Annotated in this window: 12 protein-coding genes; all 12 read right to left on the bottom strand. The window is 40.8% G+C overall.

Going from position 1 to position 19,700, the window contains the following annotated elements:
• Positions 1 to 79: 79 nt before the first annotated feature.
• A complete protein-coding gene (gene secF / locus HQQ94_RS05755) occupies positions 80 to 1,024 on the bottom strand; it encodes a protein translocase subunit SecF (protein ID WP_173293510.1) in 945 nt (314 codons plus the stop codon).
• A 1-nt stretch (position 1,025) separates the two neighbouring features.
• Positions 1,026 to 2,840, bottom strand: a complete 1,815-nt coding sequence (gene secD, locus HQQ94_RS05750; protein ID WP_173293509.1) for a protein translocase subunit SecD — start codon at positions 2,838 to 2,840, stop codon at positions 1,026 to 1,028.
• Between the two features lie 132 nt (positions 2,841 to 2,972).
• A complete protein-coding gene (locus HQQ94_RS05745) occupies positions 2,973 to 3,458 on the bottom strand; it encodes a hypothetical protein (RefSeq protein ID WP_173293508.1) in 486 nt (161 codons plus the stop codon).
• A 340-nt stretch (positions 3,459 to 3,798) separates the two neighbouring features.
• On the bottom strand, positions 3,799 to 4,275 hold the full coding sequence (gene greA, locus HQQ94_RS05740; protein WP_173293507.1) for a transcription elongation factor GreA: 477 nt from the start codon (positions 4,273 to 4,275) through the stop codon (positions 3,799 to 3,801).
• Between the two features lie 473 nt (positions 4,276 to 4,748).
• The gene (locus tag HQQ94_RS05735) at positions 4,749 to 7,067 is read right to left on the bottom strand and encodes a methyl-accepting chemotaxis protein (RefSeq protein WP_173293506.1); all 2,319 of its coding nucleotides are present in this window, start codon (positions 7,065 to 7,067) and stop codon (positions 4,749 to 4,751) included.
• Between the two features lie 137 nt (positions 7,068 to 7,204).
• Complete coding sequence (gene carB, locus HQQ94_RS05730; RefSeq protein ID WP_173293505.1) at positions 7,205 to 10,423, bottom strand: carbamoyl-phosphate synthase large subunit; 3,219 nt, start codon at positions 10,421 to 10,423, stop codon at positions 7,205 to 7,207.
• 20 nt (positions 10,424 to 10,443) lie between these two features.
• Positions 10,444 to 11,601, bottom strand: coding sequence for a glutamine-hydrolyzing carbamoyl-phosphate synthase small subunit (gene carA, locus HQQ94_RS05725; RefSeq protein ID WP_173296534.1), 1,158 nt, complete (start codon positions 11,599 to 11,601; stop codon positions 10,444 to 10,446).
• 177 nt (positions 11,602 to 11,778) lie between these two features.
• Positions 11,779 to 12,591: a 4-hydroxy-tetrahydrodipicolinate reductase gene (gene dapB, locus HQQ94_RS05720; RefSeq protein WP_173296533.1), complete on the bottom strand. Its 813-nt coding sequence runs from the start codon at positions 12,589 to 12,591 to the stop codon at positions 11,779 to 11,781.
• Between the two features lie 109 nt (positions 12,592 to 12,700).
• Complete coding sequence (locus HQQ94_RS05715) at positions 12,701 to 13,318, bottom strand: FKBP-type peptidyl-prolyl cis-trans isomerase (protein ID WP_173293504.1); 618 nt, start codon at positions 13,316 to 13,318, stop codon at positions 12,701 to 12,703.
• 155 nt (positions 13,319 to 13,473) lie between these two features.
• Positions 13,474 to 17,178, bottom strand: coding sequence for a response regulator (locus HQQ94_RS05710; RefSeq protein ID WP_173293503.1), 3,705 nt, complete (start codon positions 17,176 to 17,178; stop codon positions 13,474 to 13,476).
• A gap of 3 nt (positions 17,179 to 17,181) precedes the next feature.
• A complete protein-coding gene (locus tag HQQ94_RS05705; RefSeq protein ID WP_173293502.1) occupies positions 17,182 to 18,366 on the bottom strand; it encodes an ABC transporter substrate-binding protein in 1,185 nt (394 codons plus the stop codon).
• Positions 18,367 to 18,520: 154 nt separating this feature from the next.
• On the bottom strand, positions 18,521 to 19,654 hold the full coding sequence (dnaJ, locus tag HQQ94_RS05700) for a molecular chaperone DnaJ (RefSeq protein WP_173293501.1): 1,134 nt from the start codon (positions 19,652 to 19,654) through the stop codon (positions 18,521 to 18,523).
• Positions 19,655 to 19,700: the final 46 nt, after the last annotated feature.

Below are 19,700 nucleotides of genomic sequence, written 5' to 3'. Positions count from 1 at the left end.
AATTCTTTCCATCCATGGGAAATTAGGCTTAAATGTTCCTGACACAAACCGAGTCACTGATGTCAGTGACTCGGTTTTTTTATGGCGCCTCGCTAATAACGGTTGGTTTGTAATGTTCAGCATTAACGCCAAATAATTCTGGTAAACACGTCCCAACTGATATCGATGACCAAGTACCGGTTAAGATTCCGATAAACATGGCAATAGAAAAACTCTCTAACGGCCCTCCTCCCATGATCCAAAGCGCACTCACGGTCATTAATGTGGTACCACTGGTCACCATGGTACGTGAGAATGTCGCTTTAACGGCATAGGTACACACATCACTAACAGGCATAGTCAACTTTGATCTTAATAATTCTCGGATCCTATCAGCAATGATAATCGAGTCATTGAGGGAGTAACCTAGAATCGCTAATATCGCGGCAAGCACTGTCAAATTAAACTCCATTTGAGTGAGTGAGAAAAAAGCCAATACAAAAATAACATCATGAAACAAAGCCAATAAAGCACCACTGGCAAGCCGCCATTCAAAACGGAAACTCAAATAGCCTAAAATAGACAACATAGACACTAATAACGCTAATCCGCCTTGCTCAGCGAGCTCTTGCCCAATTTGTGGGCCCACTATACTGGTATTCAATACTTGAACATCACTGTTTAGCGGTGCTAACACATCTGCTATATCTAACGTATTCCCCCCGGTATGTCCTACAGGGGAAACTTGGCTATACCTAAGCACCCAGCGACCCGGCTCCCCAGCAGAGATGATACTGACTTCCTGTTGTGAAGAATCACTGAGCAGACTCTCTATCTGCTTGGCGGATATGTTTTTATCTATGCGGATCTCAGTGACCATTCCTCCCGTAAAATCAAGCCCCCAGTTAAACCCTTTCACAGAAATAATAGCTAAAGATAACATCATCAAGGTTAAAGAAATAAAACTCGTGAAGTAACGCCATTTAGTGAGGTTACTCATATTTTTAAAATTCATGCTGTTAAGATTCAAAATACTAAAGTTCATATCACACCTTTACATCGCGGATAAAGTCACGCCCATACTTCCAATTGATCAATGCTCTAGAGGCAAAAATACCTGTAAACATACTCGTTAGTAATCCCAGACCTAAGGTCAGTGCAAAGCCCTGTATTGGCCCATTACCTATGGAATACAGCACTACCGCTGTTATCATTGTCGTAAAATTAGCGTCAAAAATAGTGGAAGTAGCACTATCAAACCCAAGATCAATAGCATGAGCGAACCCACGCCCTTCTTTCAATTTATCTTTAATTCTTTCAAAAATAAGAACATTAGTATCGACAGCCATCCCCACCGTTAAGACTAAGCCGGCGATGCCAGGCAGCGTTAATACAGCACCAGGAATAAGCGCTAGAAGACCAAACAAAATAACCATATTGGCAAGTAACGCCACATTGGCAACCCAGCCTAAACGGCGATACCAAAGACCCATAAAGAGTAAAGTTATCGCCAAACCTAATGCTAAAGCAGAAAAGCCATTGGTGATATTTTCAGCCCCAAGGCTCGGGCCTATCGTTCGCTCCTCGACAATAGTGACAGGCGCTGTCATCGAGCCAGCTCTGAGCAATAATGCTAACTGTTGCGCCTGAGCGTAATCACCCGCACCAGTAATACTAAAACGATCACCGAGTTGAGACTGAATCGTCGCCACACTGATCACTTCTGTCGTTTGTCTCACCTGCTCCTTTTCATCTCGACTGTATTCGCTATAAGAGGTCGCCATAGGCCTACCTATATTGTCACGAGAGAAATCTGACATCATTTTGCCCCCCTCTCTATCGAGATGGATCACCACTTCAGGCATGCCCATTTCACCTAAGCCCGCCCTAGCATCAACAATATGATCACCCCCCAATACAGGAGTTCTGGCAACATAAACTGGCGTACCAGACTTATCTGTTAATACTTGAGCATTAACTGACCCCTTTTGCTTTACTTGATAAAAAGCCAAGCTCGCCGTAGCTCCAATCACATTTTTAGCTGCAGCAGGATCTTGAACGCCGGGTAGTTCAATCCTGATCCTATGATCACCTTGACGCTGAACCATGGCCTCAGTGATCCCAAGCTGCTCAATACGACTGCGCATAATTTGTAAATTTTGTTTCACCGTCAAATCTCGGATCTTACTCTTTTCATCAATCTTAATATCAGCATTCAGACCGGTACTATCGACATTGGACACCTGCCATGTGGGGTACTGACTGGCAATAAAATTCCTAACATCACCTCTTTGACCACCATCAGGAAGTGTGATCTTCACACTAGAATCGACACTTTGACGAACATTAACCCCTTTAATTCCCTGTTGGCGAGCAAACTGCCTAACCGCCTCCACAAAAGTATCGTAATGAAGTTTATAAACAGGCTCCACTTCCACATCCAAAAGAAATTGCACCCCTCCGCGTAGATCCAATCCCAATTTAATCGGTTTAAATCCTAACGAGAGTAGCCAATCAGGTGCTGCTGGTGCTAACGCCAAGGTCAATTCTGAACTATCTTCGACATGATCACTCAAAAAAGCGTTAACTTGCCTTTGCTGGTCATCATCAGCCAATACGATTAAAGTTTGGTTTACATTATGATCAATGCGTTTAACTTTAACTCCATCACCCTTCAATGCATCATTTAATTCTAATGGTGTGAGCTTCAATCCAGCTTTATCACTTATTTGAATCGCTGCATCTTCACCATAATATGTGGGTAATGCACTCAATAACATGACAATAAAGGTCACAAATAAGACGATATATTTCCACGCGGAATAATGGTTTAAAATTTTACCTTTCATCTGATTTCTCATATTTTTACTCTTAACACTTTGTTGCTAAACCCAATAAAGTTTCTAGCCCTATAGCGAATATGCAAAATAATTTACATACACATTAAGTTAGGCTAAAAAAGTTAAATAAAGCCATCCACAATGGATGAAAAGTTAGCTAATAGTGCTTTTCTGAGTAAAACGGTACAGTAGGTTAGTTTCTTTCCAGCCAGAAAGTCTTGATGAGATTTGTCTTATGTGAAGTGGCCAATCTAATGCTTGAGTAAAATCGATGCGATAACCTATAACAAAAGACGGGGCTAAGGGGGGGATAAATTCGAAAGCTAAGTGATAGTCAGGATCGTTATGTAAAGGTTCATGTTGAGCAAAATTTATCAGTCGCTGAGAAATCAAGGGAACAAATGTAGAATCATCGTTACTATGCTTAGCAGCGTTATTTGATTCAGATTGGTATTGAATTAATTGAGGCTTATCAAGCAAGGTGTCACAATTGCATTTTTGTTCAAACGCATCTGTAATGCTCGATTCTTGGTTGGCTCTATCTTGTTCTACAGTCTGAAAATCATGCGCAAACACAGGAAAGATAAGCACTCTCCCAATCAATAGCAACATACATCCAAAACGCAAAAAAGCCTTCACTCAAACCTGCTAACTTAACCCAATCATAAGCATCAATATTAAAGGGTCGAACATAGAGATACAAATTAATTTTTTATTATGTTTAATTAGGGCCTGTTTATTTTTCATGGTTGTTTTTGCAAGAAATCGTTAATATTTTATACAATAACGCAATAGAAAGGATCAACAAACCTTGCCCTAGGCTCACCTCAATGGCTTTATTGCGGATCCATTAAGCCTCATCGCCCGACCTTTACATGAAATCCATTGAAATTGAGCAAAAATAAACAAATCCTAATAGCACACATAAAAAAAGCCGCTTAATGCGACTTTAATAACAGTAAACATGAGTATTTCACCATTAAATATATTTTACTGATGTAATTTCATATTCTGTCATGCCGCCAGGAGTATTGATGGTGACTTCATCATTGACACTTTTACCTACTAAGCCTCTCGCAATAGGAGAGCTAACCGAGAGTAAATTATTCTTAATATTCGCCTCGTCTTCACCAACAATGCGATAAGTGACTTCAACTTCGGTATCAAGATTTAAAATGGTCACTGTTGTACCAAAAATAACTCGGCCAGTATTATCCATTTTAGTGACATCAATGATCTGAACATTAGAAAGCTTACCTTCAATGTCACGTATTCTAGCTTCACTTAAGCCTTGTTCTTCACGAGCAGCATGATACTCAGCATTTTCTTTAAGATCACCAAGTTCACGAGCAGTGCCAATTGCTTCCGCAATCAAAGGACGTTTCTCAAACTTTAAATAATCTAATTCTTTACGAAGTTGGTCTGCACCAACAACCGTCATAGGAACCTTGTTCATAGTACTCTTCCGTCTCCTTTAAAACAAAAGCTGTTTATGCAACCCTACTTAAGAGCCAACACTGAAAATTACATTTTTAGAATCGACTATTCTATACATAGAGCGGCCATGACGCTAGTCATGAATGAAGCAACTAACTGGCGTATTTTTGTCTTACTTTATCAAAAAAGCCATTAAAGTACTCTATTATCATCTCCTTCGTCACTACCATCACTGTGGCTTTCGCGACAGTAAAAGTTAACTCGGTAGGATTCGAATACAGTATATAATTAAGCTCTGTGACACTAACGAAGAAGGATCAACATAGATTAATGATCAAAGTAAACCTTATCATCAACGGTGAGAATGGCATGATATTAAGTAATAATTTATATTCGGGCCTATAAAAAGTAGAGCGCCAACCCTGAATTTTGAGCCTGTAAATAATTTTGTACATGCTAACAACTGATACTGGATAAGGTGGGCTATCCGCTTTACAGTGTAAACTCTTTCATCTTATCTTCAAGGTTCAGAACCAATGAACTTAGCTCTTGTACGTCATGTTTACTCAGTTCTGCTTTATTAGAGATCTGTTGTGACATACTACCTATCTCTGTAATATTTTGATTTATTTCTCCCACGACAGAGCTTTGCTCTCCAGATGCAGTGGCTATCTGTATATTCATGTCGCTTAATTGAGAAACTAAAGCTAAAACTTCAGCTAAAATTTTACGATTATCTTCACAAGCCACAATACTGGCATTAGCCATCTGACTCGATGAGCTTACCATCTTCACTGTTGTTTGCGTCTCTTGCTGTAAAGAGTTTATTTTCTCCCTTATATCTTCTGTCGACTGCTGCGTGCGTGATGCCAGCGTTCTCACTTCATCAGCAACCACCGCAAAACCTCGACCTTGTTCACCAGCTCGAGCAGCTTCAATCGCCGCATTAAGGGCAAGTAGGTTAGTTTGCTCAGCGATTGACTGAATCACATCAAGCACAGAGCCTATTGACTCACTCTCTTGGGCTAATTTGTCTATTGAAGCAGAAGCTGAACTCATTTGAACATTTAGTTCTGACATATCCTTCTCTAATCGCTCAGCAACGTGACTGGTTTCCTTGCATTTACTTTCAGTCTCTCTAACTGAATCAGATGCATTTGACGCATTTCTGGCCACCTCCTGAATCGTTGCCAGAAGTTGATTTGTTGCAACAGCGACACTATCAGCACTATTTGATTGTTTCAGTGTTTGATCTGTGGTTTCGCCAATATTGGTTATCATTTTATTGGTTGACTGCAGTAATGTCCTTGTTAGTTCTTCGACACTATTCAAAACCCCTTGCACCCCTATCATTAACTGATTAAAAGACGTCGCTAACGAAAACAACTCATCTTTTCCTTTATATTCAATTCTCGTGGTCAAATCTTTTTCATTTGCCACTCTATTTATCTGAGAAATAAAATTATTAATGGGAGTTGAGATCCCACGAGCAATGACAAAACCTGCCATTAAGGTTAACGGTAATAAAATAAGTATGACGACGATAATCACCTGCCATATGCTTGCCTGCATATTCTCTTTATCCTGCATGACTTCCGCGACATCTATTTCACTTAATAATCCCCAAGTGACCCCTTCAATTTCCAACGGGGTAAAAGCAGATAGTACATCAACATTACGATAATCCTTGATAGATTTAATGCCTGTTTCCCCTGATAGAACGGCTGTTACTGCCTCATTGGTCACTTTTTGATAACCAATGGATGAACCGCTCGCAGCAATTTTATCAACAATTTCAGCATCAACACCCGCAGCGGTTAGCCCAGCAAGATAACCATCCTTATCGTCATGTAAAAAACGACTCTGGCTTCGAAGTAATTGATCGTCACCGACTAAATATGTCTCCCCAGAATTCCCTAATCCTACTTGTTCCCACCTTGCTTCGAAAGTCATCAAGCTATTTATCTCATCGATTGGCATTTGAAAAATCAAAATACCTAACTTTTTACCATCACTGGAAAATATGGGGGAAGAAATAAATGCGGCTGCAGCTTCATAAGAGGGGAAGTAAGGTTTAAAATCAACGAGAAAAGTTTCATTTTTTTGGCTACTGGCATTCGCTAACCTAAATGCTTCGGCTAACCCCGAGTCTTTATACGGACCGCTTAATAATGAAGTAGCAAAGTCCAATTCTTTAAAAACAGAATAAACAACAAAGCCTGTATCAGGCTCTACAAGAAAAATGTCATAGAAGCCAAATGACTCCAAGTACTGATTTAAGTGAGGATGATACTTCTTATGTAGCTCGCTGTAACGAGTACCATCATCAGCATAAACCAACTGATTTTTACTTCCCAATGGATTTGAGTTACCACTAATATAAGCATGTTGTATTAACCTCGTATTATCACTTAATTGGGTTAATTTGCTGGCTGAACTACTAGAGCTTGAGGGATTTTGTGACCGATATTCTTTATCAAACTCTTGGGTATAATAACTTTTTAATTGACCGTTTTCGGTCAACCTTGTTTGTTGTCCATATTGAGAAAATGGTAACGGCATTTCCTCCATCATATCCATCACCATGCGATTATTTGACAGCGTTGTGATCCCTTTCGCTATGGTTGAAAAATAACGTTCAATTTGATTTTTCTGTGTTTCCCTAATCGCAACCAACTGTTCATAAACATTTTTCTCTATTGATTCTGATGCTATTGATGATGATTTCCACCCAACGAGTGATCCAGCCGAAAATATGCCAATTCCAGACAATAAAACAGTGGCTAAGATAATTTTACTCGAAATGTTCATGTTTAATCACAGATAAAAGAAAAAATGAATAATATAAAGTTTAGTCGATATAAAAAATTTCGAGTATTTGGTCATTATTTTTATCAAAAAAAAAGCCACAAAAGTGGCTTTTAACGACAAGTAAGATAGATTAACAATTACTTAATTTGTTGATGTAACTCTTGCAGTGAATTAACATTCGTTCTATCGTCAGCGGCATGTGCCATACAAGTAGCAAACGCAGCATTTAACGTCGTGGTATAATTCACTTTATAGCGTAATGCACCGCGGCGAAGTTGACGTGAATCTTCAATTGCTTGACGACCTTCTGTCGTATTGACAATATAGGTGTACTCGCCATTCTTTATCCGATCAAGAATATGAGGACGTCCTTCATGAACTTTATTCACTAAACGAGGGTTAATACCCGCTTCACCTAAAATAATAGCCGTTCCATGAGTGGCATCTATCTCATAACCTAATCCAATAAGCTGGGCGGCTAAGTCCACAACCCGCGCTTTATCGCTATTACGAACAGATAATAAGGCACGACCAGACTTAGGCACAGCACATGTTGCCCCTAACTGAGCTTTCGCATAGGCTTCAGCAAATGTTTCACCCACCCCCATGACTTCACCAGTTGAACGCATTTCAGGCCCAAGTAAAGGATCCACACCAGGGAACTTATTGAAAGGTAATACCACTTCTTTTACTGAGTAATAAGGCGGTATCACTTCTTTAGTGAAATTTTGTGACTTAAGGCTTTGCCCTGCCATCACACGTGCAGCAATTTTAGCTAAAGGAACCCCTGTCGCTTTAGACACAAAGGGGACTGTACGCGCAGCACGAGGATTCACTTCAATCATATAGATTTCGTCATCCTTAACTGCAAACTGAACGTTCATCAAGCCAATAACACCCAATTCAATCGCCAGTTTACCCACTTGCTCACGCATACGATTTTGAACATCATCACTTAAGCTGTATGGCGGTAATGAACACCCTGAATCACCAGAGTGAACACCTGCTTGTTCAATATGCTCCATGATAGAGCCGATAACAACCGTCTCACCATCACACACAGCATCAATATCGATTTCAATCGCATTATCTAAGAAACGGTCCAACAATACTGGCGACGCATTTGATACACTAACGGCTTCATTAAAGTAACGACGTAAATCCTGTTCATCATAAACGATTTCCATCGCACGGCCACCCAACACATAAGATGGACGAACCACTAATGGATAACCAATACGCTCAGCAGAAATAACAGCGCCTTCAACAGTGGTTACTGTGTCATTTTCAGGTTGCTTCATTTCAAGACGTTGAACCGCTTGCTGGAAGCGCTCACGATCTTCAGCGCGGTCAATGGCATCAGGACTGGTGCCAATAATCGGCACACCCGCAGCCTCTAATTCACGAGCAAGCTTAAGTGGCGTTTGACCACCATACTGTACAATAACGCCTTTCGGCTTTTCGATACGAACAATTTCAAGCACATCTTCGAGCGTGACAGGCTCAAAATAAAGTCTGTCAGATGTATCATAATCAGTTGATACTGTTTCAGGGTTACAATTGACCATAATGGTTTCATAACCATCTTCACGCAATGCTAATGCCGCATGGACACAACAATAATCAAATTCAATGCCTTGACCAATTCTGTTTGGGCCACCACCTAAAATCATAATCTTGTCACGATTTGATGGTGCAGCTTCACACTCCTCTTCATAAGTAGAATACATGTAAGCTGTGTCAGTTGAAAATTCAGCAGCGCAAGTATCAACACGTTTATAGACAGGAAATATTTCATGCTTGTGACGCAACTTGCGCATCTCAGACTCGCTGATCCCAAGTAACAATGAGAGCCTAATATCAGAGAAACCTTTACGCTTTAATTGACGTAAAAATGTGTCATTCATCCCTGACATACCTGAATCTTTAACATTTGATTCGAGTTTAATCAGATCTTCAATTTGGACCAAGAACCAAGGGTCAATATTCGTCAAACCAAAAATATTATCTACTGACAGGCCTGCACGAAATGCATCAGCAATATACCAAATACGTTCAGCACCGGGCTCTTGAAGTTCATGTCGAATACGTGCCATGGAATCGGCATCATCGATATCAATAATCGGATCTAAGCCATTCATGCCAACTTCAAGTCCGCGAAGGGCCTTTTGAAGTGACTCTTGGAAAGTACGACCAATGGCCATGACTTCACCAACAGACTTCATCTGAGTCGTCAAACGATCATTGGCACCGGCAAATTTCTCAAAGTTAAAACGTGGAAGCTTAGTCACGACATAATCAATAGCAGGTTCAAATGATGCGGGAGTATTGCCACCTGTAATATCATTTTTTAGCTCATCGAGCGTAAAACCAACGGCTAATTTGGCCGCTATTTTTGCAATAGGAAAACCTGTCGCTTTAGAGGCTAGCGCGGATGAACGTGATACACGTGGATTCATCTCGATAATGACCATGCGGCCATCTACTGGGTTAATACCAAACTGTACGTTTGATCCACCCGTCTCAACACCAATTTCACGTAATACCGCCAGTGATGCATTACGCATTAGCTGGTATTCTTTATCTGTCAGGGTTTGCGCTGGTGCGACGGTAATTGAGTCACCAGTATGAACCCCCATTGGATCAAAGTTTTCGATAGCACAGACGATAATGCAATTATCATTGCGATCTCGTACGACTTCCATCTCATATTCTTTCCAACCAATCAAAGACTCATCGATAAGCAGTTCACTTGTGGGTGAAAGCTCGAGCCCCTGAGAACAGATCTCCTCGAATTCTTCCTTATTATAGGCAATCCCACCACCGCTACCACCCATAGTAAATGACGGGCGGATAATACAAGGAAACCCAAGCTCTGCTACCACGGCATTCGCTTCATCCATTGTATGCGCAATACCAGCACGCGGACAATCCAGTCCAATTGATTTCATTGCTTTATCGAAACGGCTGCGATCTTCGGCTTTATCAATCGCATCGGCAGTGGCGCCGATCATCTCAACGTTAAACTCTTCCAGTACTCCCTTGCTCTCAAGTTCAAGTGCACAGTTAAGTGCTGTCTGACCACCCATTGTCGGCAGAATGGCATCAGGGCGTTCTTTGGCAATAATATTACGCACAACTTCCCAATGAATAGGCTCGATGTAGGTCGCATCAGCCATCTCTGGATCTGTCATAATCGTGGCAGGATTTGAGTTAACCAGAATAACCCGGTAACCCTCTTCGCGCAGGGCTTTACAAGCTTGCGCACCGGAATAATCAAACTCACATGCTTGACCGATAACGATCGGACCGGCACCTAGGATAAGAATACTTTTTATATCTGTACGTTTTGGCATTGCTTAAACCTTCTCCCGGACTATTTAGCGTTCTGGCGATACATGTCAATAAGTTCAATAAAATGATTGAACAAAGGAGCTGCATCATGTGGTCCTGGACTCGCTTCAGGGTGTCCCTGAAAGCTGAATGCAGGCTTATCCGTTAAATGAATACCTTGTAAAGAACCATCAAACAGTGATTTATGTGTCACCTTAATGTTCGCTGGTAAACTAGAAGCATCCGCTGCAAAACCATGATTTTGGCTGGTGATCATCACATTGCCTAATTCAATGTTACTCACAGGATGATTTGCGCCATGATGGCCAAACTTCATTTTCAGGGTCTTAGCACCGCAAGCTAACGCTAATAACTGATGCCCTAAGCAAATTCCAAACACGGGAATTTCAGTCTTTAAAATCTCTTGAATCGCCGTTATTGCATAATCACATGGCTCAGGATCCCCAGGGCCATTTGACAAAAACACCCCATCAGGGTTCATGGCAAGTACTACTGATGCTGGCGTTTGCGCCGGAACCACGGTCACATCACAACCACGGTCAACCAGCATGCGTAAGATATTGCGCTTAACACCATAATCATAAGCAACAACGTTGTACTTAAGATCAGAAGCTGGAGTATCATCAGGTAAACCGCCAACTAAACGCCAGCTGCCACTGCGCCACTGATATTGAGTCTCAGTGGTCACTTCTTTGGCTAAATCCATGCCTTTTAGACCTGGGAAAGCGTTTGCTTTAGCAAGCGCCTTAGCCACGTCATGTTCACCCACGAGGATACAACCAGCTTGTGCCCCTTTTTCTCGTAAAATACGAGTTAACTTACGCGTATCAATATCAGCAATACCGACAACATTGTGCGCTTTTAGATAATCACTGAGAGATTGTTGATTACGGAAGTTACTGGCAATTAACGGGAGATCTCGAATAATTAAACCACAGGCATGAACTGAATCAGATTCTGTGTCTTCATCATTGGTTCCTGTATTACCAATATGCGGATAGGTTAAAGTTACAATTTGACGAGAATATGAGGGATCAGTAAGGATCTCTTGGTAACCTGTCATTGATGTGTTAAAAACAACTTCACCAACAGCATGTCCATCAGCACCGATAGCGGTGCCCGAGAATACAGTTCCATCTTCGAGTACGAGTAAGGCAGACTTTGTCAACGCGACCTCCAAAAAGAGCCAAGCCACTAAAATATAATGTTTTTTCTTGCTTTAAATAAGCACAAAAATAATGTAAACACAAAATTTTGGCAAATTCGGATAACTATATATTAATTAGTGTTTCTTGTCTCTATTTATTATTTTTTTTAAACATAAAAAAACCGTCATATTGACGGTTTAACAAAAGCACTACTTCAGGCCTAAGACCTGCTGCATATCGTAAAGGCCCGCATCTTGATCAACTAACCAATAAGCGGCCCTCATCGCACCATTAGCAAACGTCATTCTGCTAGATGCTTTGTGCGTGATTTCAATACGTTCACCAATATCAGCAAACATGGCAGTATGTTCGCCAACCAGATCACCAGCACGTATACTAGAAAAACCGATGGTTTCACGATCACGCTCACCTGTTATTCCTTCACGGCCATATACCGCGCATTTATCCAGATCACGACCTAAGGTGTTAGCAATCACTTCACCCATTTTAAGTGCGGTTCCAGATGGCGCATCTTTCTTGTATCTATGGTGCCCTTCAATAATCTCGATATCGGTGTAATCACCCATAACTTCAGCAGTCAGCTCGAGTAATTTCCACATCAGATTCACACCAACAGCCATGTTTGGTGCCATAACAACTGATGCGGTCTCTGCATAGGCAAAAATATGTTCTTTTTGACTATGATTAAACCCAGTTGTACCAATGACGATAGCTTTATCATTTCGAGCACACCAATCAGTGTGAACTAAGCTTGCTTCTGGAGAAGTAAAATCAATTAATACATCAAAATCATCAACTACCGCATCAAGAGAGTCAGTAATAGAGACGTTCATCGTCCCGACCCCAGCAAGCTCACCAGCATCAACACCAATTAATGTTGAACCCGCTCTTTCAATAACGGCTCCAAGAAAAATATTTGGCTGTTGCTTAGCGGCTTCAATAAGAGTTCGACCCATACGGCCACTGCCGCCAGTTATTGCCACCCTTACTTGTTCACTCATCATAGGCTTCCTTCAATTATGCATTGTCATTAGATATTGCTCATACACTATTTTTAGCGCTGAGCATCTTTGCAAAAAAAAGCCTAAACATTAGCTTAGGCTTTTAATATTACAGAATGTCGAGTAATTCAACTTCAAATACCAGTGCCGAATAAGGCGGAATCGATGCGCCAGCACCACGCTCGCCATACGCTAAGTGATGTGGGACATAAAGCTTCCACTTAGAGCCTACTGGCATTAACTGAAGTGCTTCAGTCCAACCGGCAATAACACCTGATACCGGGAATTCAGCAGGCTGATCACGAACAACTGAACTATCAAATACATCACCGCTAATAAATGTGCCATGGTAATGAGTACGAACAGTGGCATCTAGAGGAGGTTTATCACCAGTCCCTTCAGTCATAATTTCATACTGTAGACCAGACTCAAGTGTCACAACACTTTCACGCTTAAGGTTGTCAGCTAAGAAAACCTCGCCTTCGCCAGCAGCGAGCTCAGCTGCTGCTTCCTGTACTTTTTGAATACGTTGACTAATTTCAGTAAATGCAACCTGCAGTTCTTCCATTGGAACTTGACAGTCAATGCCGTCAAATGCATCTGATAAGCCCTGTTGTACGGCTGAGATATCAATGCCTTCAAAAGAGTTAGCAGCCAATTGCTCACCTAGCTGGCGACCAATACCATAACTTGCTTGTGCTTCAATAGTTGTAAACTTGTCAGACATAATAATTTTATACTCTCAATGATACATTTAATTTTCGCGCAGTATCATACCATAATACCAAAGCAGATACTTTATTAGATCTCGATTTTTTATCAGGTTAGTTGGCAATAATCAGCAATGATGGTGGATAGAGAAGTGGGCTCTGGATCGCAGAGTTAATGAAAGTTCGCTAGCTCCGAATAGAGCTCATTAGTCATCGGGAGTAACATAGCGGAAAGGGATGTTACTGCATTGACATCTTGTTCAATCGCCGCTTTTTCGATACTTTTGGCGATATCAGCTAACTGCTCAGCATCTATATTACTAGCAGCACCCTTAATTGAGTGTGCAATGGCACGAACTTGGTCCAGCTCTTTCTCTTTTATCGCACGCAGTAGCGAGTCTACCTGATTAGGCGTGTCTTCAATAAATGCTTTCGTCACTAATTGAATTAACTCAGTCTTACTGTGCAGCCTCTTAGAAAATTTTTGACTGTTCCAAACCACATTCAATGGTTTTGCCGTCGCGATAGAGACAGGGGTCATCGGTACTTCTTGACGTTGTGGGACGATTCTCTGCAACCAATAATTAACCCGATGTTCTAACATAAGATCATCGATTGGCTTACTAATATAATCATCCATACCCGCAGCTAAGCAGCGCTCTTTATCTCCTTTTATGGCATTAGCTGTCATCGCGATAATTGGAACCTGCTGATATCGCTTGCCTCCTTCCCCCTCTCTTATTCTTTTTGTTGCTTCAAAGCCATCCATTTCAGGCATCTGGCAATCCATAAATATCAACTGATAAGGTTGCTCTTGACTTGATGAGTTAAGCTGTTTCAACGCTTCAATCCCATTAGCAGCCACACAGACATTAATGCCTAAGTCATTTAGCATAGAATTTGCCACAATTTGATTGGTTTGATTGTCTTCAACTAATAGCGCTAGTACCTTGTCAGTCGAATCTAATTCTGGTTTGTACTGTGAAATATTCTGCTCAGTACTATCTATATCTTGATCATCAATGACGGCTTTAATCGTTTGATACAATTTAATCAACGTAGCTGGTTTATGGAAATATCCCTGAAAACCGTACTGGGATATGGTTGCAATATCAACGGCAAGCAAGGATGAAGTCATCAAGATAAATTTACTGATAGTATTTGGTAACAGCTCATCAATGCGCTGTTTTAAACTGAGTCCATCAATATCCGCCAACTTCATCTCAATCATAACAAGATTAAATGGCTGTGATACTTGCTCCGCTGCTTGCATGATCGCTGGTGTATCTGGCGACGAAGTGGTAATCGACACCTTAGCCCCCCATAACTGTAACTGTTTTTTTATCACTTGTGCAGCGATCATATTGTCTTCAACCAACAGGATATTGACTGCGCTCAAATCCAATGAATAATGAGCTTCTAGAGGTTGAGTTGAAGCTTTAAATGTCACTTCAAATTTAAAGCTACTGCCATTAACCCCATCACTTTCGACACTAATCGAGCCATTCATTAATTGGCATAACTGGGTAGAAATGGTTAATCCTAGCCCTGTTCCACCATACTCACGAGTCGTCGATGCGTCAGCCTGAGTAAATGAATTAAAGATGTGCTCCTGCTTTTCAAGCGGTATGCCAATACCATCATCTTTTACGACACACTTAAAAATAAACTCATCGTTTAATTTTTGCACCACGGCAGCAGAAATAAGCACATTGCCTTTAGCTGTGAATTTTATTGCGTTGCTAACCAAATTGTTGACAACCTGTCTTAATCTACCTGAATCACCGTAAAGTTGACGAGGTATAACATCACTGAAATCTAAAATAAGCTCAATGCCTTTTTCTTGAGCTTTTAACGCTAAACTCTCAAACATATCTGTAAGTGTAACGACTATTTCAAAATCAATTTCGTCCAACTCTAGTCTGCCAGCTTCAATTTTAGAAAAGTCCAAAATATCATTCAGTAATACTAACAAGGATTGAGCGCTCGATTGAGCTATGCTGAGTTGATGACGCTGATCTCTGTCTATATGACTCTGAGATAAAATACGCAGCATGCCTATTATCCCATTCATTGGAGTACGAATTTCATGGCTCATACTCGCAAGAAAATCAGACTTTAACCGAGCTGACTCTTCTGCTTTGGTTTTGGCTTTGATTAAATAAGCTTCTGTTGCTTCTCTTTCTGACACATCATAAAAAGAGCCAATAACATGGGATATATTTTCAGCTTGATCAAATATTGGCGTCAATATGATCTCATTATAAAATGAACGACGATCTTTTCGATAATTGACTTGTGTATAACAACAAGCTTTTTTCAAAGCAATGACCATATCCACATTAGGCTCAACAGGTAAAGTCGACATGTTTTGCAATATATCACGACAACCTTGGCTTAATATTTCATCGGCCAAATAGCCTGTTAGCTGAATAAATGCCTTGTTAACATAGGTGATCGGTAATTGCTGATTCTTAACTTCTGCAATAAATAACGCCGTATGTGCTTCATCAATCGCCTTATTTCTAATATCAACTTGTGATTGTAACGCACGCTCTTGAGTCACATTGATGCCAGTCAACACAGTCCCTAACCGCTCACCATTATCATTTAAATAAGCACGTTTAAACCATTTCACTTCTGGACAGCTAACATCATTACCCTGCTCTATTGCTAATTGGTTATAACTCACATTAATGCTGACTTGCTGAGTTAAATCATCATCAATAAAATCAAGTGGGAGTAATTTATTCAGATCCACAGGTAACAAAAGTTGATGCTCTGCAATAAATTCATTTAACGATGCATTAGATAAAATAACCATCCCTTCTGAATCAATTACTAATAACATTTCATTAATAGAATTGAGCACGCTTTCAAATTTTTGTTTAGAAACAGACGTCGACTGTAACTGTTGAAGTAACTGTTTAAAGCCACCTCTAATCGCTGCAAATTCTTGTGGTTCATCAAGCAGATCAACACTTGCCAGCGCAGATTGATTTACCATGGAATCGGCGATATTTTTCTGTAGAGCTTTCAAAGACTCAGATGCTAGCACGGATGCATGCTTAATCCCGTTTAATGTGACTAAAAATACAATAATCAATGCCAACAACATGAACACACCGCTCGATAGCGCCTCTTTATAGGCTTGTTCTTTAGGCTGCAATGAGATCACTTTACCTTGGTTAAATGATCTTTCAACTGAAAACCAAAGTTCAAATTCCGACTCTACATACTGAACTCCCGCTTGCTGTATCGTTTCATTTGAACTGAATAAAACCTGTTCATTTTCATCCAATAACAAAATTAAGTTACCACTGTTACTTAAGGTCAATACGGATTGAACCTTACTGACGTAAGCAATAATCGCACCTTCAGCTAAGTTGGCATAGATAACAGGATAAGCGGTAAACACCCCTTTGCTAGAATATTCAAAATAAGGCATAGCCTGCTCAAGTACCCTTGATTTCCAATCAAAATCACCTTGCCTTTCAAGAAATAAATCCACCGTTTGACCTGTGATGACATTACCATCGAAATCGGTAAAAACAATACTGGTATTATCAGTAATATTGAGTTTTAAGGATCGAAAGAAAACAGGTAAATAGCTATCTCGATTACTGTAATCAATAATACTGTTTACCATCAAATCATTGGTTGCTAGATTGCTGACTTGGGTTTGCAGCAGTTTAAGGTTAAGTTCAAAATCCTCGATAAAACGGTCTGCGTATTCTATATGTTTCTGCTCTAATTGTTGATTAATCACATACAAGGATCCACCCACAACAAATAAAACAGTCAATAAGAGAAAAGACAATAATCGTGGCAAGGCCTTTTTTCTAATAAGACTTTCTAAAGAAACATTTTTAGTCAAACCTTACTCCTTGATGGGGATCATTTGACCTAACTCATTAAAGTGAGACAAAAAGTAGTCATCGGCGAGCAAGGCATCATGCATCTGCTCTGTAAAGGGGGGCTTATAATGTTTAACTAACCCTTGGTGATCTTTGATAGCCACCAACGCATCTCTTACTGTTTTTCTCTCTAATGATTGTGCATCCGTTATCGCTTTCACCAATAAATGCACCAAGTCATAAGCATGAGCGGTACCGACAGCCCCAGCCATAGAGCGCGCAGTGACTGAAGGATCGAAGGTGCGTTGATACTGAGATAATACCGACTGATTTAACATCTTGTTATTAGGTTTATCAAAGCTATACGATTGCAATACTACAATATTGAGTTTATTGAGGTTCTCAAGACCTAATCTATTGACAAATGCACCACTGGCTATTCCCCAATGAGAGATAATGGGGATCATCTTCGAATCAGGATTAGATAAAATAGCCTTTGCAGCGACCACAGCCTCTGGTGCATTCGACACCAACACGATGGCTTGCGCCCCACTAGTAATAAGCGAGGCAACTTCTGCATCCATCTCTTTTTGCCCCCAGTTAACCCATTGAATATCACTGATAGTCATCATTAGCTGTGATGCAGCCTTTTCCATAGACGCTTTATTAGAGCGCCCCCAACCTGTTCTTTCTAATAATAAACCCACTTTAGTCATGCCCAGCTTTGCCGCATAATTTAAAAAAACTTGGCCTGCTTGCTCATCCCTAACCGAGACTCTAAAGGCAAAATTAGGTTCAAATTCATTGTCAATAATAGGGGTCCCCGCCGCCCAAGGATCAAGATAGATAATCTGATGCTGATGAATGGCAGGTAACTCTTGTAACGCCACAGGGGTATGAACTCCTCCGATAACCGCAACAAGTCCAGCTTGCTTAGCAAAAGCATGAATATTTGCGACACCACGCGCCGGATTACCACGATGATCTTTGATTATCAGTTTTAGCTGTTTATTTAACACACCTCCAGCAGCATTTATCTCGTTTATCGCCAGTAATGCGCCACGTTTAATGGCTATCCCTCCTTCCTTCGCTGATGCTGACATATCAGCATCAAGGCCAATATAAATAAACTCTTCAGCTTTCAGTGCTGTAATGTGCAATAAAGAAGGAATTGAGAGCAGTAAGAACATCCCTATAATCTTAAACATAGTGACCTAATCATTGTCGTTTTATTGGCATCACTATTAGTGTAGATGAGCAAAAATAATTTGGTGGAGAACATGAAACTTCTCCTTTTTTGAACAATAAAAAAGCCTCGCATTGCGAGGCTTTAGCACTTAATGTGTCAAGTATTAAATAAAGTTAGCCATTCAAATCTTGAAAGAATTTTTTTACACCATCAAAAAAACCTTCAGCTTTTGGGCTGTGTTTCTTAGATGATGAACCCGTTAACGTTTCATCAAACTCACGTAAGAGTTCTTTTTGACGATCACTTAGTTTAACCGGTGTCTCCATGACCACTTTACACAACAAGTCGCCGACAGCATGGCTGCGTACAGACTTAACACCTTTACTGCGCATGCGGAACATACGGCCAGTTTGTGTTTCAGATGGAATTTTAAGGTTAACCTTACCATCAAGTGTCGGCACTTCAATTTCACCACCGAGGGCCGCTTTACCAAATGAGATCGGCACTTCGCAATATAGGTTATTGCCATCACGTACAAAAATAGCATGCTCGCGCACGCTGACTTGTACATAAAGATCACCTGAAGGGGCACCAAATTCACCCGCTTCACCTTCACCAGATAAACGAACTCGATCACCATTATCAACCCCTGCAGGGATTTTAACCGATAAGGTTTTACTCTTCTCAACACGGCCTTCACCATGACAGCTATTGCATGGATCTTTAATGATCTTACCGCGTCCATGGCAGGTCGGACAGGCTTGCTGAACAGCAAAGAATCCCTGACGCATTTGAACCTGACCTTGACCATGACAGGTGCCACATGTTGTCGGTGAAGTGCCTTTCTTAGCCCCACTACCATCACAGACATCACACGATGTTAGTTTAGGTATACGTAATTCTTTCGTTAGCCCTTTAACGGCTTCTTCAAGTGATAATTCAAGGTTGTAACGCAGATCACTGCCGCGTGCAGCTTGACGCTGTCCACCGCCACCACGACGGCTACCACCACCGAAAATATCACCGAACACATCACCGAACACATCACCAAAGTCGCCATTACCACCACGACCACGATTAGGATCAACACCCGCATGACCAAACTGATCATAAGCGGCTTTCTTATCGCCATCTGTCAAAATTTCGTAGGCTTCTTTCACCTCTTTAAAACTGGCTTCTGCACCTTTATCATCAGGATTGCGATCCGGGTGAAATTTCATGGCTAACCGTTTGTAAGCCTTTTTAATTTCACGTTCACTAGCGTCACGTCCGACGCTTAATACTTCGTAATAATCTCGCTTTGACATAATCTCACGCTTTGTTTGCTGAAGTGACTACTAATCTGACCGCTAA

It is taken from the genome of Shewanella sp. VB17, assembly GCF_013248905.1.
In the GTDB taxonomy this organism is placed as follows: Bacteria; Pseudomonadota; Gammaproteobacteria; order Enterobacterales; family Shewanellaceae; genus Shewanella.
The sequence above is the reverse complement of the archived record's forward strand: the minus strand, read 5'-3'. Positions and strand labels throughout refer to the sequence as shown.